Origin of the sequence: Pseudomonas siliginis, assembly GCF_019145195.1 — a bacterium.
Taxonomy (GTDB): Bacteria; Pseudomonadota; Gammaproteobacteria; order Pseudomonadales; family Pseudomonadaceae; genus Aquipseudomonas; species Aquipseudomonas siliginis.
Genome location: NZ_JAHSTW010000002.1, coordinates 136925 through 154501 on the forward strand (window position 1 = coordinate 136925; position 17577 = coordinate 154501).

Annotated in this window: 17 protein-coding genes and 1 pseudogene; 12 read left to right on the top strand and 6 right to left on the bottom strand. The window is 60.3% G+C overall.

All coding sequences use genetic code 11. The annotated features are described in order from the left end of the window. Positions 1-2: 2 nt before the first annotated feature. Both KVG87_RS04450 and KVG87_RS04455 read right to left on the bottom strand, forming a co-directional pair. Positions 3-533, bottom strand: coding sequence for a 4-vinyl reductase (locus KVG87_RS04450; RefSeq protein ID WP_039757633.1), 531 nt, complete (start codon positions 531-533; stop codon positions 3-5). Positions 534-611: 78 nt separating this feature from the next. Next, positions 612-1589 carry a dipeptidase gene (locus KVG87_RS04455; RefSeq protein ID WP_007962626.1) on the bottom strand — a complete coding sequence of 326 codons (978 nt, stop codon included), beginning with the start codon at positions 1587-1589 and terminating at the stop codon, positions 612-614. Between the two features lie 231 nt (positions 1590-1820). Here KVG87_RS04455 and KVG87_RS04460 point away from each other — a divergent pair, with 231 nt between their 5' ends. Then, positions 1821-2222, top strand: coding sequence for a lysozyme inhibitor LprI family protein (locus KVG87_RS04460; protein WP_073476459.1), 402 nt, complete (start codon positions 1821-1823; stop codon positions 2220-2222). A gap of 10 nt (positions 2223-2232) precedes the next feature. Continuing rightward, a pseudogene (locus KVG87_RS04465) lies at positions 2233-2460 on the top strand (helix-turn-helix domain-containing protein); the annotation flags it as partial. A 62-nt stretch (positions 2461-2522) separates the two neighbouring features. On the opposite strand, the gene KVG87_RS04470 reads toward KVG87_RS04465, so the two are convergent. Next, on the bottom strand, positions 2523-3533 hold the full coding sequence (locus KVG87_RS04470; protein WP_225930774.1) for a tyrosinase family protein: 1011 nt from the start codon (positions 3531-3533) through the stop codon (positions 2523-2525). Positions 3534-3718: 185 nt separating this feature from the next. Between KVG87_RS04470 and KVG87_RS04475 the strand changes: the two genes are divergently transcribed. Next, positions 3719-4135 carry a DUF3010 family protein gene (locus tag KVG87_RS04475; RefSeq protein WP_217849511.1) on the top strand — a complete coding sequence of 139 codons (417 nt, stop codon included), beginning with the start codon at positions 3719-3721 and terminating at the stop codon, positions 4133-4135. Positions 4136-4278: 143 nt separating this feature from the next. Here KVG87_RS04475 and KVG87_RS04480 read toward each other — a convergent pair whose 3' ends face one another. Further along, on the bottom strand, positions 4279-5223 hold the full coding sequence (locus tag KVG87_RS04480; RefSeq protein WP_217849513.1) for a GlxA family transcriptional regulator: 945 nt from the start codon (positions 5221-5223) through the stop codon (positions 4279-4281). Positions 5224-5414: 191 nt separating this feature from the next. Here KVG87_RS04480 and KVG87_RS04485 point away from each other — a divergent pair, with 191 nt between their 5' ends. The 6 genes from KVG87_RS04485 to KVG87_RS04510 all read left to right on the top strand — a co-directional run bounded on the left by KVG87_RS04485 (position 5415) and on the right by KVG87_RS04510 (position 10963). Beyond that, positions 5415-6359, top strand: a complete 945-nt coding sequence (locus tag KVG87_RS04485) for a choline ABC transporter substrate-binding protein (protein ID WP_217849515.1) — start codon at positions 5415-5417, stop codon at positions 6357-6359. Between the two features lie 105 nt (positions 6360-6464). After that, positions 6465-7352 carry a 3-dehydrocarnitine:acetyl-CoA trimethylamine transferase CdhC gene (gene cdhC / locus KVG87_RS04490; RefSeq protein WP_076564397.1) on the top strand — a complete coding sequence of 296 codons (888 nt, stop codon included), beginning with the start codon at positions 6465-6467 and terminating at the stop codon, positions 7350-7352. A gap of 211 nt (positions 7353-7563) precedes the next feature. Further along, on the top strand, positions 7564-8529 hold the full coding sequence (locus KVG87_RS04495; protein WP_076564398.1) for an L-carnitine dehydrogenase: 966 nt from the start codon (positions 7564-7566) through the stop codon (positions 8527-8529). Positions 8530-8664: 135 nt separating this feature from the next. Further along, the gene (locus KVG87_RS04500) at positions 8665-9141 is read left to right on the top strand and encodes a thioesterase family protein (RefSeq protein ID WP_095181368.1); all 477 of its coding nucleotides are present in this window, start codon (positions 8665-8667) and stop codon (positions 9139-9141) included. 23 nt (positions 9142-9164) lie between these two features. Further along, positions 9165-10328, top strand: a complete 1164-nt coding sequence (locus KVG87_RS04505; RefSeq protein ID WP_217849517.1) for a gamma-butyrobetaine dioxygenase — start codon at positions 9165-9167, stop codon at positions 10326-10328. Between the two features lie 371 nt (positions 10329-10699). Continuing rightward, on the top strand, positions 10700-10963 hold the full coding sequence (locus KVG87_RS04510) for a hypothetical protein (protein WP_016772808.1): 264 nt from the start codon (positions 10700-10702) through the stop codon (positions 10961-10963). A gap of 89 nt (positions 10964-11052) precedes the next feature. On the opposite strand, the gene gbdR is transcribed toward KVG87_RS04510, so the two are convergent. Beyond that, complete coding sequence (gene gbdR / locus KVG87_RS04515; protein ID WP_007949927.1) at positions 11053-12156, bottom strand: choline metabolism transcriptional regulator GbdR; 1104 nt, start codon at positions 12154-12156, stop codon at positions 11053-11055. Positions 12157-12703: 547 nt separating this feature from the next. Next, complete coding sequence (locus tag KVG87_RS04520) at positions 12704-14080, bottom strand: L-serine ammonia-lyase (RefSeq protein WP_217849520.1); 1377 nt, start codon at positions 14078-14080, stop codon at positions 12704-12706. Positions 14081-14515: 435 nt separating this feature from the next. Here KVG87_RS04520 and KVG87_RS04525 point away from each other — a divergent pair, with 435 nt between their 5' ends. The 3 genes from KVG87_RS04525 to choV all read left to right on the top strand — a co-directional run bounded on the left by KVG87_RS04525 (position 14516) and on the right by choV (position 17561). Beyond that, on the top strand, positions 14516-15463 hold the full coding sequence (locus KVG87_RS04525) for a choline ABC transporter substrate-binding protein (protein WP_016772806.1): 948 nt from the start codon (positions 14516-14518) through the stop codon (positions 15461-15463). Positions 15464-15540: 77 nt separating this feature from the next. Beyond that, on the top strand, positions 15541-16386 hold the full coding sequence (gene choW, locus KVG87_RS04530; RefSeq protein ID WP_016772805.1) for a choline ABC transporter permease subunit: 846 nt from the start codon (positions 15541-15543) through the stop codon (positions 16384-16386). Then, the gene (gene choV, locus KVG87_RS04535; RefSeq protein WP_016772804.1) at positions 16383-17561 is read left to right on the top strand and encodes a choline ABC transporter ATP-binding protein; all 1179 of its coding nucleotides are present in this window, start codon (positions 16383-16385) and stop codon (positions 17559-17561) included. Before choW ends, choV begins: the two co-directional genes overlap by 4 nt. Positions 17562-17577: the final 16 nt, after the last annotated feature.

Here is a 17577-nt window from a genome sequence, read left to right on the forward strand (position 1 = left end):
GCTTACAACGGCTTGACGATGAACAGGCCGTCATCGTGGCCCTCTTCGGAGCCTCCGTAGACTTGTTCGGCCACAGTACGGATCTTGCTGCCACGGGCTTCGAGAATCTGGTCCATGGCGCCGGCGAACCAGCCGGTGAACATGTAATCGACCTTGCGCCCGACCTTGCCGTAGACATAGACGAATGCCGAGTGCTCGAGCTTGACGCTGGCGGTGCCTTTGTCGAGGTCGATGTCCTGAATCTTGAACAGGCCCCAGCCGCGCTGCGACAGGCGCTTCATGTAGTGCTCGAACACCGCGACGCCTTCCAGGCCGTGGCATTCGGCTTCTTTTTCACACCAGTGCCAGGCGGATTTGTAGCCGGCCTTGTAGAGGATCTCGGCATAGGCTTCAGCGCCGAGCACTTCCTCAATGCCCATGTGGTTGTTGACGAAAAAGTGACGCGGCACATACAGCATTGGCAGGGCGTCGGAGGTCCAGACACCGGTCTCGCTGTCGACTTCGATAGGCAATTGCGGGGCGATCTTGGCCATGGAAACTTAACTCCAGAAAATTTTGTGTGTTGCCCCCGGCGCGGATGGCCGGGGGAAAGGATTCAGAAGTGCGGCGGCTTATTCGCCCCAGACATCTTTCAGAACGTTCACCCAGTTCTCGCCCATGATCTTGCGCACCACGCGCTCGGAATGGCCGCGCTTGAGCAGGGTTTCGGTGAGGTTGGGGAATTCGCCGACGGTGCGGATGCCCAGCGGGTTGATGATCTTGCCGAAGCTGGTCAGGCGGCGGGCGTAACCCTTGTCGTGGGTCAGGTATTCGAAGAAGTCCTGGCCGTGACCCTGAGTGAAATCGGTGCCGATACCGATGGCGTCTTCGCCGACGATGTTCATGGTGTATTCAATGGCTTCGGCGTAATCGTCGATGGTCGAATCGATGCCCTTGGCGAGGAACGGCGCGAACATGGTCACGCCGACGAAACCGCCGTGGTCGGCAATGAACTTCAGCTCTGCATCGGATTTGTTGCGCGGGTGCTCTTTGAGACCCGACGGCAGGCAGTGCGAATAGCAGACCGGTTTTTTCGATTCGAGAATGACTTCTTCGGAGGTCTTGGAACCGACGTGGGACAGGTCGCACATGACGCCAACACGGTTCATTTCAGCCACAATTTCGCGACCGAAACCCGAGAGGCCGCCGTCACGTTCGTAGCAACCGGTGCCGACCAGATTCTGGGTGTTGTAGCACATCTGCACGATACCGACGCCGAGCTGCTTGAACACCTCGACATAGCCGATCTGGTCTTCGAAAGCGTGGGCATTCTGGAAGCCGAAGAGGATACCGGTCTTGCCCTGCTCCTTGGCCCGACGGATGTCGGCGGTAGTACGCACCGGCATCACTAGGTCGCTGTTTTCGCGGATCAGTTTCTGGCTGGCAGCGATGTTGTTCACGGTCGCCTGAAAGCCTTCCCACACCGACACAGTGCAGTTGGCCGCCGTCAGACCGCCCTTGCGCATGTCTTCGAACAGCTCGCGGTTCCATTTGGCAATGATCAGACCGTCGATAACGATGCTGTCGGCGTGTAATTCGGCTGGGCTCATCAGGCGTCCCCTTATTGGCGATTCATGCGCCGAATCGTCTGCCGGCGCTTTGGGGCCAGCATATGCCTCGGTGCCGGGGCGACCGGGTGCAAAAACGACAGGGGAATTGCCGAAAGCGTCAATCCGCGACAAAGGGTCGTCGGCCGCCCTCCTCGGCTGGCTGTTCAAGCCCGCGCGCTTACGCCAGAATCTGCCGCAGCCTGCACCTACCAACGGATTAGAGCGACCCCAATGAAATCGATCTTCCTCGCCTTGGCACTGATTGCGACCGGCGCCCACGCCGCCGAAGAATCCGAGAACAACCCGTGCGACGCGGTGGAAAACGACATCCAGACCCTGGAATGCTCCGCCTACAGCCGCAGCACCGCCGAAGACCTGCTCAAAGACAACTACGCCAGCCTCAACGAACGCATGCAGACCGCCTACGGCAAGAACCCGACGCAACTGGCCGACATCACCGCCAAACTGAAAACCGCCCAGCAACAATGGTTGAAGACACGGGATGCGGATTGCGCGGTGGAAGCGTTCCCGGCAACGGCGGGGAGCAAGGCTTTCACCATTGCGCAGAATGATTGTGTCGCGCGGATGAGTGATGAACGGTCGGAGTTTTTGGAGTCGATCGGGCAGGAATAAACATACAAAGGATAAATCAATGATTCCTCATGAAGTGGTCAGCCATATGGTTGACGGCGCAACACCGATCCGCGCCTGGCGCGAACATCTCAACCTGACTCAGGAAGAAGTGGCCAAGCGCATGGGCATCTCGCAACCGGCGTTTGCCCAGCAGGAAACAGTCGCCAAACCCCGCAAGGCCACCCGCGAGAAAATTGCGGCGGCCTTTGGAATCACTTCAGAGCAGCTTGAGCTCTAGTCGGTTACGGCGTGATTGCCTGCTGTAATAGCCAGGCATTCAGACCGCCACCCCTGCCCGCGTCAGTCGTGAAAAGGAGAGCGAGATTTCGCATGGTCGAGGATCAGACGTGGCCCCTCATATTCGTACCCCAAGTCAGCGATATCGCTGACGTACCGAGCAGTCTGAGCAAACGGCTCGAGCACGTCATCGTAGTTATGCCCTTTCGGACCATTGATCAGCGGCGCGTAATGCGGCGCCCAATGTTCGTTGCTCTGTAGCATCAGCGACTGCCAGTCTGCCCAGACTTTGTCGACAAAGCAGTGATGCAGAAAGAACACCGGATCATCGGGAGAGGTCATCGGCAGCATATTGCCGCCCACCCAGAGGTGGACGCGGTTATGCAGTTGCGAACCCGGAGTGGTTACCTGCGGATCACCGCGCTGGGTGATCCAGCCTTCCAGACGGTTGCGGAAGCCGCGCACAGTCGGGCCGGAATCATAAGGCGGGGTGTCGTAAAGGCTTTCACGTAACGCCATTTGCAGATCTTGCGGTGTCGGCAAAGAGTTCACGACCAGCCCGAACTGGCGCTTCAGACCAAGACCTGGCAAATCATCATCCGGATAGGAGGGAACCGGCCACTTGCCATTTTCATAAGCAAACGGCCCCGTTGCTACACGCCAGTCTTCGCGCTCTACACCATTACCCCCCATAAAATCCTCAGCCCATACCGGAGAATTGAGCGGATCGGCAGCATCTTCAGTCCAGTTCCAGTACGGAATCGTGATGGAAGGGTTAATCGCCTGAAGGTCATTTTCGAACTTCAGCAAAAATGCCCGATGCCAGGGCAGGAACGAAGGCCCCCTATGAGCGCCATTACGGTAGTTTGGATCGTTTGGTTCATGTGGCAAAACCGTGGGCTTCATGACTTGGTGATGCAGGTGCACATACTCATCGTATTGACCTGACTGTTTGAGCTGGAGGCAGGCATCGACGAAGTTGTCTTTTTCGATTGGGGTCAGCGAACGAATATTCTTGCGCAGCTTCATGTCTTCAATCCCTTGAGCGAGGTTAGGTGTGGAAAAGGTCGACATTCGTCCCAATCCTCCGACAACCAAGCTAGGCGCCAGTCGGAAGCGCGTCTACTGTCAGAAATTACAGGTCAATAACGATTTCAGACCAGCGGTACTGCTCCGCTGCGGCACCGACACGAGGTGACTTGACCGCCCGACTGCGTCAACATGACCGCCATCCAACTCGCTCATAAGGTCACTCGCCCATGAACATCTGCGGCATTGAAATCAAAGGCAGCGAAGCGATCATCGCCGTGGCTGCGCTCGACGGTTCGGTCCTGAGCCATATCGCCCTCAGCACCAAGAAAATCGCTCTCGAGGATGATGACGAGGCGGCCAACGTCAAACGTTTCGCGGCGCAGGTGGCGTCGTTTGTGCGGGAGAATTCGGTGGACCGGATTGCGATCAAGAAGCGCAGCAAGAAGGGTGAATTTGCCGGTGGGCCGACGACGTTCAAGATTGAGGGCGTGTTTCAGTTGCTTGATGGCTGTGAGGTGACGCTGCTGTCGCCGCAGACGATCAATGCCCAGGCCAAGAAGCACAATTTCGAGCTGCCGGGGACGTTGAACAAGTATCAGCATGAGGCTTACAAAGCGGCGTGTTCGGCGTTGGTGAAGAAATAACCCGATTCCCGAAATCACCTTCGAACCTGTGGGAGCGGGCTTGCCCGCGATGGCGGTGTGTCCGGCAATAACAATGTTGGATGTGCTGGCCTCATCGCGGGCAAGCCCGCTCCCACAGGGTTCTAGGGTGTTGCTGAAACCATTCAAGCCTGCGCGGTACGCCGGTCTTCCCGGGGGCAGCGGGCGAAACGCGCGCGATAACTGCGGGTGAAATACGACGGAGATTCAAAACCGCAGGCAATGCTGACTTCGAGCACGCTCATGTCGGTCTGGCGCAGCAATTGCCGGGCCTTCTCAAGCCTTAACCGCAGATAGAAGTTGCTCGGCGTATCGTTCAGGTGCAGCCGGAACAACCTCTCCAGTTGCCGCCGGGTCACCTTGATCGATTCCGCCAGTTGCAGCGTGGTCAGTGGCGGTTCGCTGTGCTGTTCCATTTCGCCGATCACCTGCACCAGTTTCTTGTTGCTGATGCCGTAACGCGTGGCGACTTCCATGCGCTGGTGATCCTTGCGCGGGCGGATGCGCCCGAGCACAAACTGCTCGCTGACCTGAATCGCCAGTTGCGGGCCGTGGGCCTGGGCGATCAGGTCGAGCATCAGATCAATCGAGGCCGTACCTCCCGCCGAAGTGATCCGCCGCCGGTCGATCTCGAACAGCTCCTGGGTGACGCTGAGCTGTGGATAAGATTCCTTGAAGGCATCGATCGCCTCCCAGTGCAGGGTCAGGCGATGGCCATCGAGCAGGCCCGCTTCGGCGAGGACGAAGCTGCCGGTGTCGATGGCGCCGAGGGTTACGCCTTCGTTGTCCAGCCTGCGCAACCAGTGCTCCAGCGTCGGCGTGATGAACTTCAGCGGTTCGAAGCCGGCCACCACCAGCAAGGTCGCACCTTTCTTCAGCGGCTCCAGCGCCGCATCGGCGTTGACCGACATGCCGTTGCTGGCCAGTACCGCGCCGCCATCGGCGCTGAGCACATGCCAGCGGTACAACTCGCCGCGAAAGCGGTTGGCCACGCGCAACGGTTCGATCGCGGAAATAAAGCCGATGGCGGAGAACCCCGGCATCAGCAAAAAGTAGAAATCCTGGGACATGGGCGCACTCGGTTGGCGGGTCGCGTGGCTCGTTGATACGCCGATTATCGGCGGCGTTCAAGCGTGCAGGTCGCTACAGTGCAAATGCCAGTCGCCGCAGTGCGCTTTCACGGGTGCATAGCTGCGTAACTTGGCCTCACCGGCGCGCAGATGCCGGGAACCACAATAATCGAACTGCCGAGGAACCCGACATGAAACGACTGATCAGCAGCTGCGTTCTTGCACTCAGCGGTACCGCTTTTTTCAGCACCGGCGTAATGGCAGCCGAACCGGCCTCCTGCAAGAACGTACGCATGGGCGTGGTCAACTGGACTGACGTGATCGCCACCAGTGCCATGACCCAGGTCCTGCTCGACGGCCTCGGCTACAACACCAAACAGACCAGCGCCTCCCAGCAGATCATCTTCGCCGGGATTCGCGATCAGCGCCTGGACCTGTTCCTCGGCTACTGGAACCCGCTGATGACCCAGACCATCACGCCGTTCGTCGAGGCCAATCAGGTGAAAGTGCTCGAAGCACCGAGCCTGAAAGATGCCCGCGCCACTCTCGCCGTGCCGACGTACCTGGCCGACAAGGGGCTGAAAACCTTCGCCGACATCGCCAAATTCGAGAAGGAATTGGGCGGCAAGATCTACGGCATCGAGCCAGGCTCGGGCGCCAACACGCAGATCAAGGCGATGATCGCCAAGAACCAGTTTGGTCTGGGCAAATTCCAGCTGGTCGAATCGAGCGAGGCCGGCATGCTCGCCGCCGTCGATCGCGCCGTGCGCCGCAAGGAAGCCGTAGTGTTCTTCGGTTGGGCGCCGCACCCGATGAACGTCAACATTCAGATGACCTATCTGACCGGCAGCGAAGACGCCCTCGGCCCGAACGAAGGCATGGCCACGGTGTGGACGGTCACGTCACCGAAGTACGCCGAGCAATGCCCGAACATCGGCCGCCTGCTGGCCAACCTGACCTTCACCGCCGAATCCGAGAGCCGGATGATGCAGCCGCTGCTCGATCACAAGGATGCCTTCGAGTCGGCGAAGCAGTGGCTCAAGGATCACCCCGAAGACAAACAGCGCTGGCTTAAAGGTGTGACGACTTTCGATGGCAAACCGGCTGCCGAAAACCTCCAGCTGACCAGCAAATAACCTTTATTGAACCCCCCTCTCCCAGATGGGAGAGGCAACTGAACCACGCTTCGCAGCCCCGCCACGGGCTGCGGACAGACCCATCACGCCTGAAGGAAACGCACCATGAACCACGACGTCATCATCACCTGCGCACTTACCGGTGCTGGCGACACGACCGCCAAGAGCCCACACGTGCCGGTCACCCCGAAGCAGATTGCCGCTGCCGCGGTGGAAGCGGCCAAGGCCGGCGCCACCGTCGTGCACTGCCATGTGCGCGACCCGCAGACCGGCAAGTTCAGCCGTGACGTGGCGCTGTACCGCGAAGTGATGGAGCGCATCCGCGAGGCGGACGTCGACATCATCGTCAACCTCACCGCCGGGATGGGCGGCGACCTGGAAATCGGCCCTGGCGAGAACCCGATGGAGTTCGGCCCGAACACCGATCTGGTCGGTCCGCTGACCCGTCTCGCCCATGTTGAAGAACTGCTGCCGGAAATCTGCACCCTCGATTGCGGCACGCTGAACTTCGGCGACGGCGACACCATTTACGTCTCTACCCCGGCGCAACTGCGCGCCGGCGCCAAGCGCATCACCGAACTGGGGGTGAAGGCCGAACTGGAGATTTTCGACACCGGGCATCTGTGGTTCGCCAAGCAGATGATCAAGGAGGGCTTGCTCGACAACCCGTTGTTCCAGCTGTGTCTGGGCATCCCGTGGGGCGCGCCGGCCGACACCACCACGATGAAAGCCATGGTCGACAACCTGCCCGCCGACGCAGTCTGGGCCGGCTTCGGCATCGGCCGCATGCAGATGCCGATGGCGGCGCAAGCGGTGCTGCTGGGCGGCAACGTGCGGGTCGGCCTGGAAGACAACCTGTGGCTGGACAAAGGGGTGCTGGCGACCAATGGCCAACTGGTCGAACGCGCCACGGAAATCCTCAGCCGCCTCGGTGCCCGCGTGCTCACACCCGCAGAAGGTCGCAAAAAAATGGGCCTGATTCAGCGCGGCTGAACCTCGCCCTTTCTCCCTGTGAACATAAATTTCGTGGTGAGGGGATTTATCCCCGATGGGTGGCGAAGCCGCCCCAAAACCTGACAAACCGCGGCATCAGATAGACCGAGAGCACAGGTTTTACGACTGCTTCGCAGCCGATCGGGAATAAATCCCCTCGTCACGAGAACAGAGTTTCCACAGGGATCACCGAACTCTTCAGGAGATCACCATGCGCTTTATCACTGAAATCAAAACCTTTGCCGCTCTCGGCAGCGGTGTCATCGGCAGTGGCTGGGTCGCCCGCGCCCTCGCCCACGGACTTGATGTAGTGGCCTGGGACCCGGCGCCCGGCGCCGAGGCGGCACTGCGCCAACGCGTGGCCAATGCCTGGGGCGCGCTGGAAAAAAACGGCTTGGCGCCGGGTGCTTCGCAGGATCGTCTGCGCTTTGTCGCAACCATCGAGGAATGTGTGCGTGACGCCGATTTCATCCAGGAAAGCGCCCCGGAACGGCTGGAACTGAAGCTCGACCTGCACAGCAAGATCAGCGCCGCCGCCAAGCCCGATGCGCTGATCGGCTCCAGCACTTCAGGCCTTTTGCCCAGCGAGTTCTACGAGAGTTCGACGCACCCTGAACGCTGCGTGGTCGGGCATCCGTTCAACCCGGTTTATCTGTTGCCGCTGGTCGAAGTCGTCGGCGGCAGAAACACCGCGCCGGAGGCGGTGCAAGCGGCGATGCAAGTCTACCAATCCCTCGGCATGCGCCCGTTGCATGTGCGCAAGGAAGTGCCGGGTTTCATCGCCGATCGCCTGCTCGAAGCGCTGTGGCGCGAGGCGTTGCACCTGGTCAACGACGGCGTCGCGACGACCGGCGAGATCGACGATGCAATCCGTTTTGGCGCTGGTCTGCGCTGGTCGTTCATGGGCACGTTCTTGACCTACACCCTGGCCGGCGGCGATGCCGGCATGCGCCACTTCATGTCGCAATTCGGCCCGGCGTTGCAGTTGCCGTGGACGTATCTGCCGGCACCGGAGCTGACCGACAAGTTGATCGATGATGTGGTCGATGGCACCACTGATCAGCTCGGTCGGCACAGCATTTCGGCGCTGGAGCGCTATCGTGATGATTGTTTGCTGGCGGTGCTCGACGCAGTGAAGACCACCAAAGAGAAGCACGGAATGAGTTTCAGCGAATAATCCGCCACCTGATCGTTCCCACGCTCTGCGTGGGAATGCAGCCCGGGAACGCTCCGCGTCCCAGAAGCGTGACGCAGAGCGTCACAGGAGGCGTTACCACGCAGAGCGTGGGAACGATCGCCGCCAGGAGAGACCATGCCCCACCTCACCACCTACCAAACCACCATCATCCCCGACTGGGTCGACTACAACGGCCACCTGCGCGATGCCTTCTACCTGCTGATCTTCAGCTACGCCACCGATGCGCTGATGGACCGCCTCGGCATGGACAGCAGCAACCGCGAAGCCAGCGGCCATTCGCTGTTCACCCTTGAGCTGCACCTCAATTACCTGCACGAAGTGAAGATCGCCACTGAGGTGGAAGTGCGCACGCAAATCATCGGCCACGACAGCAAGCGCCTGCACCTCTACCACAGCCTGCACAAAATCGGCGATGAGCAAGCGCTGGCCGGCAATGAACAGATGCTTTTGCACGTCGACCTCGCCGGCCCGCGCTCGGCGCCGTTCAGCCCTGATACGTTGCATCGCCTGCAAGCCATCGTCGCCGATCAGACCGACCTGCCCGCTCCCGCTTACATCGGCCGCGTGATCGCGCTGCCACCCGCTCGGTAAATCCCCACTGCCAAGGAGCCGCCATGAACACCGCCGTCGCTGTTGCCGATTTTCGTACTTATCCGTTGATCAGCGCGCTCGGTGGCGTGCAGGGTCTGGCGGATCGCGTTGTCATCGAATGGGCTGACGGACGTGTCAGCCCGTTTCACCACATATGGCTGCGCGACAATTGCCCGTGTGATCAATGTGTCTACAGCGTTACTCGCGAGCAAGTCTTCGAAAGCGTCGATGCCGCCGAGGATTTGCAACCGCTGGCCACGCGCATCGACACCGATGGTTGCCTGCGCATCGACTGGCAGGACGGTCACCTCAGCCGCTTCGATCCGGGCTGGCTGCGCGCACATGCCTATGACGATGAATCCCGCGCCGAACGCCTGGCCGGCAAACCGCAGCCCCGTTTGTGGCACAGCGATCTGCAGTTGCCGGTGTTCGACTACACCGCGCTGATGAACGACAACGCCGCGCTGCTGCAATGGTTGCTCGCCGTGCGCGACATCGGCCTGACCCAAGTGCGCGGCGTGCCCACCGAGCTGGGCTCGCTGAAGCTCATCGCGCAACGGATTTCGTTCATCCGCGAAAGCAACTTCGGCGTGCTGTTCAATGTGCAATCCAAAGCCGACGCCGACAGCAACGCCTACACCGCCTTCAACCTGCCATTGCACACGGATTTGCCGACTCGCGAGCTGCAACCGGGGCTGCAATTTCTGCATTGCCTGGTGAATGATGCCGAGGGTGGCGAGAGCATTTTCGTCGATGGTTTTGCGATCGCCGACGCCTTGCGTCAGGAGGAGCCGCAGCTGTTTGAGGCCCTGTGCGAAATCCCTGTGGAATTTCGCAACAAGGACCGGCACAGCGACTATCGCTGCCTGGCGCCGGTCATCGCTGTGGATGCGCTGGGCCGGGTGGCGGAGATTCGCATGGCCAACTTTCTGCGCGGGGCGTTCGATACGTCGGTGGCGCAGATGCCGCTGCTGTATCGAGCCTATCGGCGCTTGATTGCGATGACCCGCGAGCCGCGATTCCGGCTGATGCAGCGGCTCAAGCCGGGCGAATTGTGGTGCTTTGACAACCGCCGCACGCTGCATGCGCGCAATGCCTTTGATCCAGCCACCGGGGCGCGGCATTTTCAGGGCTGCTATGTCGACCGGGATGAGTTGTTGTCGCGGATTCTGGTGTTGCAACGTTGAACCGCGTCATCGTTCTTCGCGAGCAGGCTCGCTCCCAGAAAGGTACGCATTGCAAAGTGGGAGCGAGCCTGCTCGCGAAAGCGTCATTGGGAACAACAAATCTCTGGCTGATTCACAAGCAAAAAAAACTCCGATCAAGCCGTGACAGGATCGGAGCTGAGGAGGGTACTGTTGAGGAGCTGCCAGGCGAGGGTGACCAAACCTTCGTGAAGCGAGCTGGGGCCAGTGTGCCTAGTCGACAATCCAGTCGGTTAGCCGAAAACGACCTGTTCATAGTCGTCCCGGCCACCGCGACAAAACGCCCTTGCCGCGTCCGGTCGGGGCCACCAGAATCGAGCCAAGACCTCCGTTGCCACAGAAGGATTTGCGTAATGATGTACGCCGATTTGATTGACCAGGAAGATCTGTTGGGCCAGCTCAAGGCCTTGGGTATTCAGGTGCCGAGCGGTACCACCGCCGAGCAGGCCTGCGAGTGTGCGGTGCGTGGCCTGGACAATGTTCGCGCATTCGAACTGCGCAAGATGGTCAAGGACATGTACACCAGCGGCGCCAGCATTCAGCCGGCGGTGCGTCAGGCGATCGACAAGCAATTGTTGCCGGCCCTCTCGGATTATCAGCAGTCCCACAGCGCCTGAGAAAAGATCAAAAGATCGCAGCCTTCGGCAGCTCCTACAGGGGAACGTATTCCAAATGTAGGAGCTGCCGGAGGCTGCGATCTTTTGCTTTACAGCCTTACGCTGGCAAACGTCGACTCATTGCGCGCCTGACTCAGCGCCGACATCGGCCCCGACAGCGGCGACATCACGATGGCCTGCGGCAGTGGCAACATCGCCACTTGCTGGGTGGTGTTGGAGCCGACACGCTCGTCACGCGGCGGGATGCCGAAGTACTCGCGGTAGCACTTGGAAAAGTGCGGCGTGGAGACGAACCCACACACCGACGCCACCTCGATGATCGACATCGGCGTCTGTTTGAGCAGTTGCCGGGCGCGGATCAGGCGCAGCTTCAGGTAATAGCGTGACGGCGAGCAGTGCAGGTATTTCTGGAACAACCGCTCCAGCTGTCGACGCGACACCGCGACATACACCGCCAGTTCATCCAGATCGATCGGCTCTTCCAGATTGGCCTCCATCAGCGCGACGATTTCCTGCAGCTTCGGCTGGTTGGTGCCGAGCATGTGCTTGAGCGGCACGCGCTGGTGATCCTGTTCATTGCGGATGCGCTCGTAGACGAACATTTCCGAGATCGCTGCCGACAGTTCACGACCGTGATCGCGACTGATCAGGTGCAGCATCATGTCCAGCGGCGCGGTGCCGCCGGAGCTGGTAAAGCGGTTACGGTCGAGGGTGAACAGGCGTGTGCTCATGGCCACGCGCGGGAAAGCTTCCTGCATCGCCGCCAGACATTCCCAATGCACGCTGCAATCGAAGCCATCGAGCAGACCGGCGCAGGCCAGCGCCCAACTGCCGGTGCATACCGCGCCCAGACGCTTGGACTGGCGCGCCTGACTTTGCAGCCACGAGACGTGTTCACGGGTCACGGTGCGTTGAATGCCAATGCCGCCGCAGACAATCACAGTGTCCAGAGGTGGTGCTTTGTGCATGGAGGCGTCGGGAGTGATCTGCAGACCATCACTGGCCCAGACCTGGCCGCCATCGACGGTGAGGGTGCTCCAGCGATACAGCTCGCGACCGGACAACTGGTTGGCCATGCGCAGCGGCTCAACGGCGGACGCCAGGGAAATCAGCGTGAAATTGTCCAGCAGCAGAAAGCCGATGGATTGAGGCGCACGGTTCTGGGGTTGGGCCCCGGAGTTGAACGACGTCATCGCGGTATCTCCTCACACAAAGCGGGTGGCGGCCTCAGGCGGAGGCTCTTGTTATTGCCCGCGTCTCACAGAGAAAGCAGGCTTTGTTATGACAGAGCAATTGCCGTGCCTGAAATTGGACGGCCATTCAATAACTCCTGAAAACGACCTCGCGACGCGTCTATACGAGACCTCGGAACACGCCATTTCGAAGTGCCATCAGATGCCGCGAGAGCCCTGCCGCGCAGCCCGTGAGCAGATCGGTAGCACTTGTGGGAACTGGCCTGCAGAGGATTTGCACAGAGTGTCACCGCAAGCACGGGCGACGGACGGTCAGGTAACGACTGACGAGTCACGACAGACAATGACGCATGTCTGAATGCGACGCGCCAAAAGGTGGCGCGGCTGGATCGAGGTGTTCTTTTGTCGAGCAGTTTTGACTGGTCTGGGGCCTTCGCGAGCAGGCTCGCTCCCACATTGGAATCTGGGGTCCACAAATATTGTGTTCACTGGAGATCTATTGTGGGAGCGAGCCTGCTCGCGAAGCATTCACCCCGGTGTGGCTGGCTCAGCACTCAACCGCACTGACCGCCAAGCCACCGCGCGAAGTTTCTTTATATTTGTCATGCATATCGGCGCCGGTATCGCGCATGGTGCGGATCACTCGGTCCAGCGAGATAAAGTGCTGCCCGTCGCCGCGCAGGGCCATTTGCGCCGCGTTGATCGCTTTCACTGCCGCGATTGCATTGCGCTCGATGCACGGCACCTGCACCAGGCCACCGACCGGGTCGCAGGTCAGGCCCAGATTGTGCTCCAGGCCGATTTCCGCCGCGTTGCACAATTGCTCGGGCGTGGCGCCGAGAATCTCCGCCAGCCCCGCCGCTGCCATAGCGCAGGCCGAACCGACCTCGCCCTGGCAGCCGACCTCGGCCCCCGAGATCGACGCATTCTTCTTGCACAGAATGCCGACTGCCGCCGCGCAGAGGAAATAGTCGACGACGTTGGCGTCGGTGACCGCTTCGCTGAACTTCATGAAGTAGTGCAGCACCGCCGGGATGATCCCCGCCGCGCCGTTGGTCGGTGCAGTGACCATACGCCCGCCAGCGGCATTCTCTTCATTGACGGCCAGGGCGAACAGGTTGACCCACTCCATGGCGCTCAGGGTCGAGCCGATGACGTTCGGTTTGTTCAGCTCTTGCAGGCTGCGGTGCAACTTCGCCGCCCGCCGCCGCACGTTCAAGCCGCCGGGCAGAATGCCTTCGTGCTTGAGGCCTTGCTCGACGCAATCCTGCATCGCCCGCCACAGCTTCATCAGCCCGGCACGGATCTCTTCTTCGCTGCGCCAGACCTTTTCGTTGGCCATCATCAGTTCGGCAACGCGCAGGTTGTGTTTCTTGCACAACTCCAGCAGCTCGACCGCACTGGAGAAGTCGTAAGGCAATTCGGTGCGATCCAGATCGACCACACCGCTGGCCGCTTGCGCCTCATCAACGACAAAGCCGCCGCCGACCGAATAGTAGGTGTCACGGTGCAGCTCAGCGAACTCGCCTTCGGCCACCAGCGTCATGGCGTTGGGATGGAATGGCAGGTTTTCATCGATCAGGCGCATGTCCCGCGCCCACACAAACGGCACCGACAGGCGACCATCCAATAAAAGCGTATGGGTTTCGCGCAGCGCCTGAATGCGCGGGCCGATCTGCACCGGGTCGATTGCGTCCGGCCACTCGCCCATCAGGCCCATGATCACCGCGTTGTCGCTGCCGTGACCGATGCCGGTGGCCGACAGCGATCCGAACAACTGCACCTCGATGCGCCGCACCTGTTCCAACTGGTGCTTGCCGCGCAGCGACTCGACGAACAATGCGGCGGCGCGCATCGGTCCGACGGTGTGGGAACTGGAAGGGCCGATGCCGATTTTGAACAGGTCGAAAACGCTGATAGCCATTGCTGCGAAGCTCCTGAGAATACCGGTCCGGGCGGCAAAAGCGCCCGCTGGCGGAGCTGCTACGCTCAAGCTGCGATCCGCCGAATGCCGGCATCATCGGGCTTTTGTCGGCGCGCTCGGCGTCTGACACCGACGCAGTCATGTCCAGCAGCGTCGTTACGTTTTCGCCCCGCAAATACGCCGTTTTTATGCAGTCGAGCAGGTCATCGGGGGCGGAAAAAAGCTGTAAGCGACGTCACCGACACTGGAAGCGACCATCCCTGTACTGGATACGACCCTCCCTGTAGGCGTCAGATTTTCACTGGTACATGATCGGGATGACTCGATTGCAAGGCGCTGCGGTAGAGCTGTCGTCAGAACGCCACCAACCGCAACCCATAAGTGCGGTGGTCCACAGTCGGAACACTGCCAAAAAAAACACCAAGGAGTCCATCCATGAAAGGTTCCCCGTCGTTGTTGTTGGCCGCCCTGCTGAGTCTGCCGTTACTGGCGCAAGCCGCAGAACCGGCACAGTGCAGCCTCGTTAACTTCTCCGATGTCGGCTGGACCGACATCACCGCCACCACCGCTACCACTTCCGTTGTTCTCAACGCCCTCGGCTACAAGACCAAGACCACCATGATCTCCGTGCCCGTGACCTACAAGTCGCTGGCCGACGGCAAGAACATGGACGTGTTTCTCGGTAACTGGATGCCGACCATGGAGAACGACATCAAGCCGTATCGCGATGCCGGCACCGTCGACACCGTGCGCACCAACCTCAAGGGTGCCAAATACACCCTCGCCGTGCCGCAAGCCCTGTACGACAAAGGCCTGCATGACTTCGCCGACATCGCCAAATTCAAGAAAGAACTCGACGGCAAGATCTACGGCATCGAGCCGGGCAACGACGGTAACCGGCTGATCCAGAGCATGATCGACAAGGATGCCTTCGGCCTGAAAACCGCTGGCTTCAAGATCGTCGAATCTTCCGAGGCCGGCATGCTCTCGCAAGTCGACCGGGCGCAGAAGCGCGACACCGCCGTGGTCTTCCTCGGCTGGGCACCGCACCCGATGAACAAGCGCTTCAAGATTCAATACCTGACCGGCGGCGACGATTTCTTCGGCCCCGATTTCGGCGCAGCCACCGTAGCGACCAACACCCGCAAGGGTTACGCCGAAGAATGCAGCAATGTCGGTCAGCTGTTGAAAAACCTGGAGTTCACCGTCGACATGGAAAGTGAACTGATGGGCAACATCCTCGACGACAAGATGAAGCCTGACGCGGCCGCCAAGGCCTGGCTGAAAAAGAATCCACAGGTGCTCGATACCTGGCTCGCTGGCGTGACCACCATTGACGGTAAACCAGGCCTGGAGGCCGTGAAAGCCAAGCTCGCGCCTTGATTTGAGGGGCACCGCTTATGCCGGGCAGGCGTACCTGCCCGGGCTGTTAATTTCCTTGCATGCGGACGTTCACTACCATGCTGATTGATCAGAAAATACCTTTAGGCCAGTACATCGCGGGCTTCGTCGAATGGTTGACGCAACACGGCGCCAACACCTTCGACGCAATCGCCGTGACACTGGAAACGATGATCCACGGCGTGACGTTTGCGCTGACCTGGTTCAACCCGTTGGTGCTGATTGGCCTGATTGCCATCATTGCCCATCTGATTCAACGCAAGTGGGGCCTGACCGCGTTCGTGGTCGCCTCGTTCCTGCTGATCCTCAACCTGGGTTACTGGCAGGAAACCATGGAAACCCTCGCCCAGGTGCTGTTCGCCACCCTGGTCTGCGTGTTGATCGGCGTGCCGCTGGGCATCGTCGCCGCGCACAAACCGATGTTCTATACCATGATGCGGCCGGTGCTCGATCTGATGCAGACCGTACCGACCTTCGTTTACCTCATTCCTACCCTGACCCTCTTCGGGCTGGGTGTGGTTCCGGGCCTGATCTCCACGGTGGTGTTCGCCATCGCGGCGCCGATCCGCCTGACCTACCTGGGCATCCGTGATGTCCCGCAAGAACTGATGGACGCCGGCAAGGCCTTCGGCTGCTCGCGTCGCCAATTGCTTTCAAGGATCGAATTGCCGCACGCCATGCCGAGCATCGCGGCCGGCATCACCCAGTGCATCATGCTGTCGCTGTCGATGGTGGTGATCGCGGCACTGGTCGGCGCCGACGGACTCGGCAAACCGGTGGTCAACGCACTGAACACTGCTGATATTGCGCTGGGCTTCGAAGCAGGCCTGGCAATCGTACTGCTGGCGATCATGCTCGACCGTATCTGCAAACAACCCGACGCTAAAGTAGGGGGTGACGCATGAGCATAATTCGCTTCGAAGACGTCGACGTAATCTTCTCCAAAGACCCGCGCGAGGCACTCAAGCTGCTCGATCAGGGCATGACCCGCAACGAGATCCTGAAGAAGACCGGTCAGATCGTCGGCGTGGAAAAAGCCACGCTGGACATCAACAAAGGCGAGATCTGCGTGCTGATGGGCCTCTCCGGCTCGGGCAAATCGAGCCTGCTGCGCTGCATCAACGGCCTCAACACCGTGAGCCGCGGCAAGCTGTTCGTCGAGCATGAAAACCGCCAGATCGACATCGCGTCCTGCACGCCCGCCGAGCTGAAGATGATGCGCACCAAGCGCATTGCCATGGTGTTCCAGAAGTTCGCCCTGATGCCCTGGCTGACAGTGCGCGAGAACATCAGTTTCGGTCTGGAAATGCAGGGTCGACCGGAGAAGGAACGCAAGAAACTGGTCGATGAGAAACTCGAACTGGTCGGCCTGACCCAATGGCGCAACAAGAAGCCTGATGAGCTATCCGGCGGCATGCAGCAGCGCGTCGGCCTCGCCCGCGCGCTGGCCATGGACGCCGACATTCTGCTGATGGACGAACCGTTCTCGGCCCTCGACCCGCTGATCCGCCAGGGCCTGCAGGATGAACTGCTGGAACTGCAACGCAAGCTGAGCAAGACCATCGTGTTTGTGAGCCACGACCTCGATGAAGCACTCAAACTCGGCAGCCGCATCGCGATCATGAAAGACGGCCGGATCATCCAGTACAGCGTGCCGGAAGAGATCGTGCTCAACCCGGCGGACGACTATGTGCGCACCTTCGTCGCCCACACCAATCCGCTCAACGTGCTCTGCGGCCGCAGCCTGATGCGCACGCTGGACAAGTGCAAACGCATCAACGGCTCGGTGTGCCTGGATCCTGGCGGCGACTCGTGGCTGGACCTGGCCGAAGGCAACACCATCAAAGGCGCACGGCAGAACGGCTCGGTGCTGAACCTGCAGAACTGGGCACCTGGCCAAGCGGTGGAAGGCCTGGAGCGCAAGCCAACACTGGTGGACTCGAACATCGGCATGCGTGATGCGCTGCAGATCCGTTATCAGACCGGCAACAAGCTGGTGCTGCACGATAACAATCATGTGGTGGGGATTCTCGGCGACAGCGAGTTGTATCACGCGCTGTTGGGCAAGAATCTGGGGTAACCCCCACAGACACAAA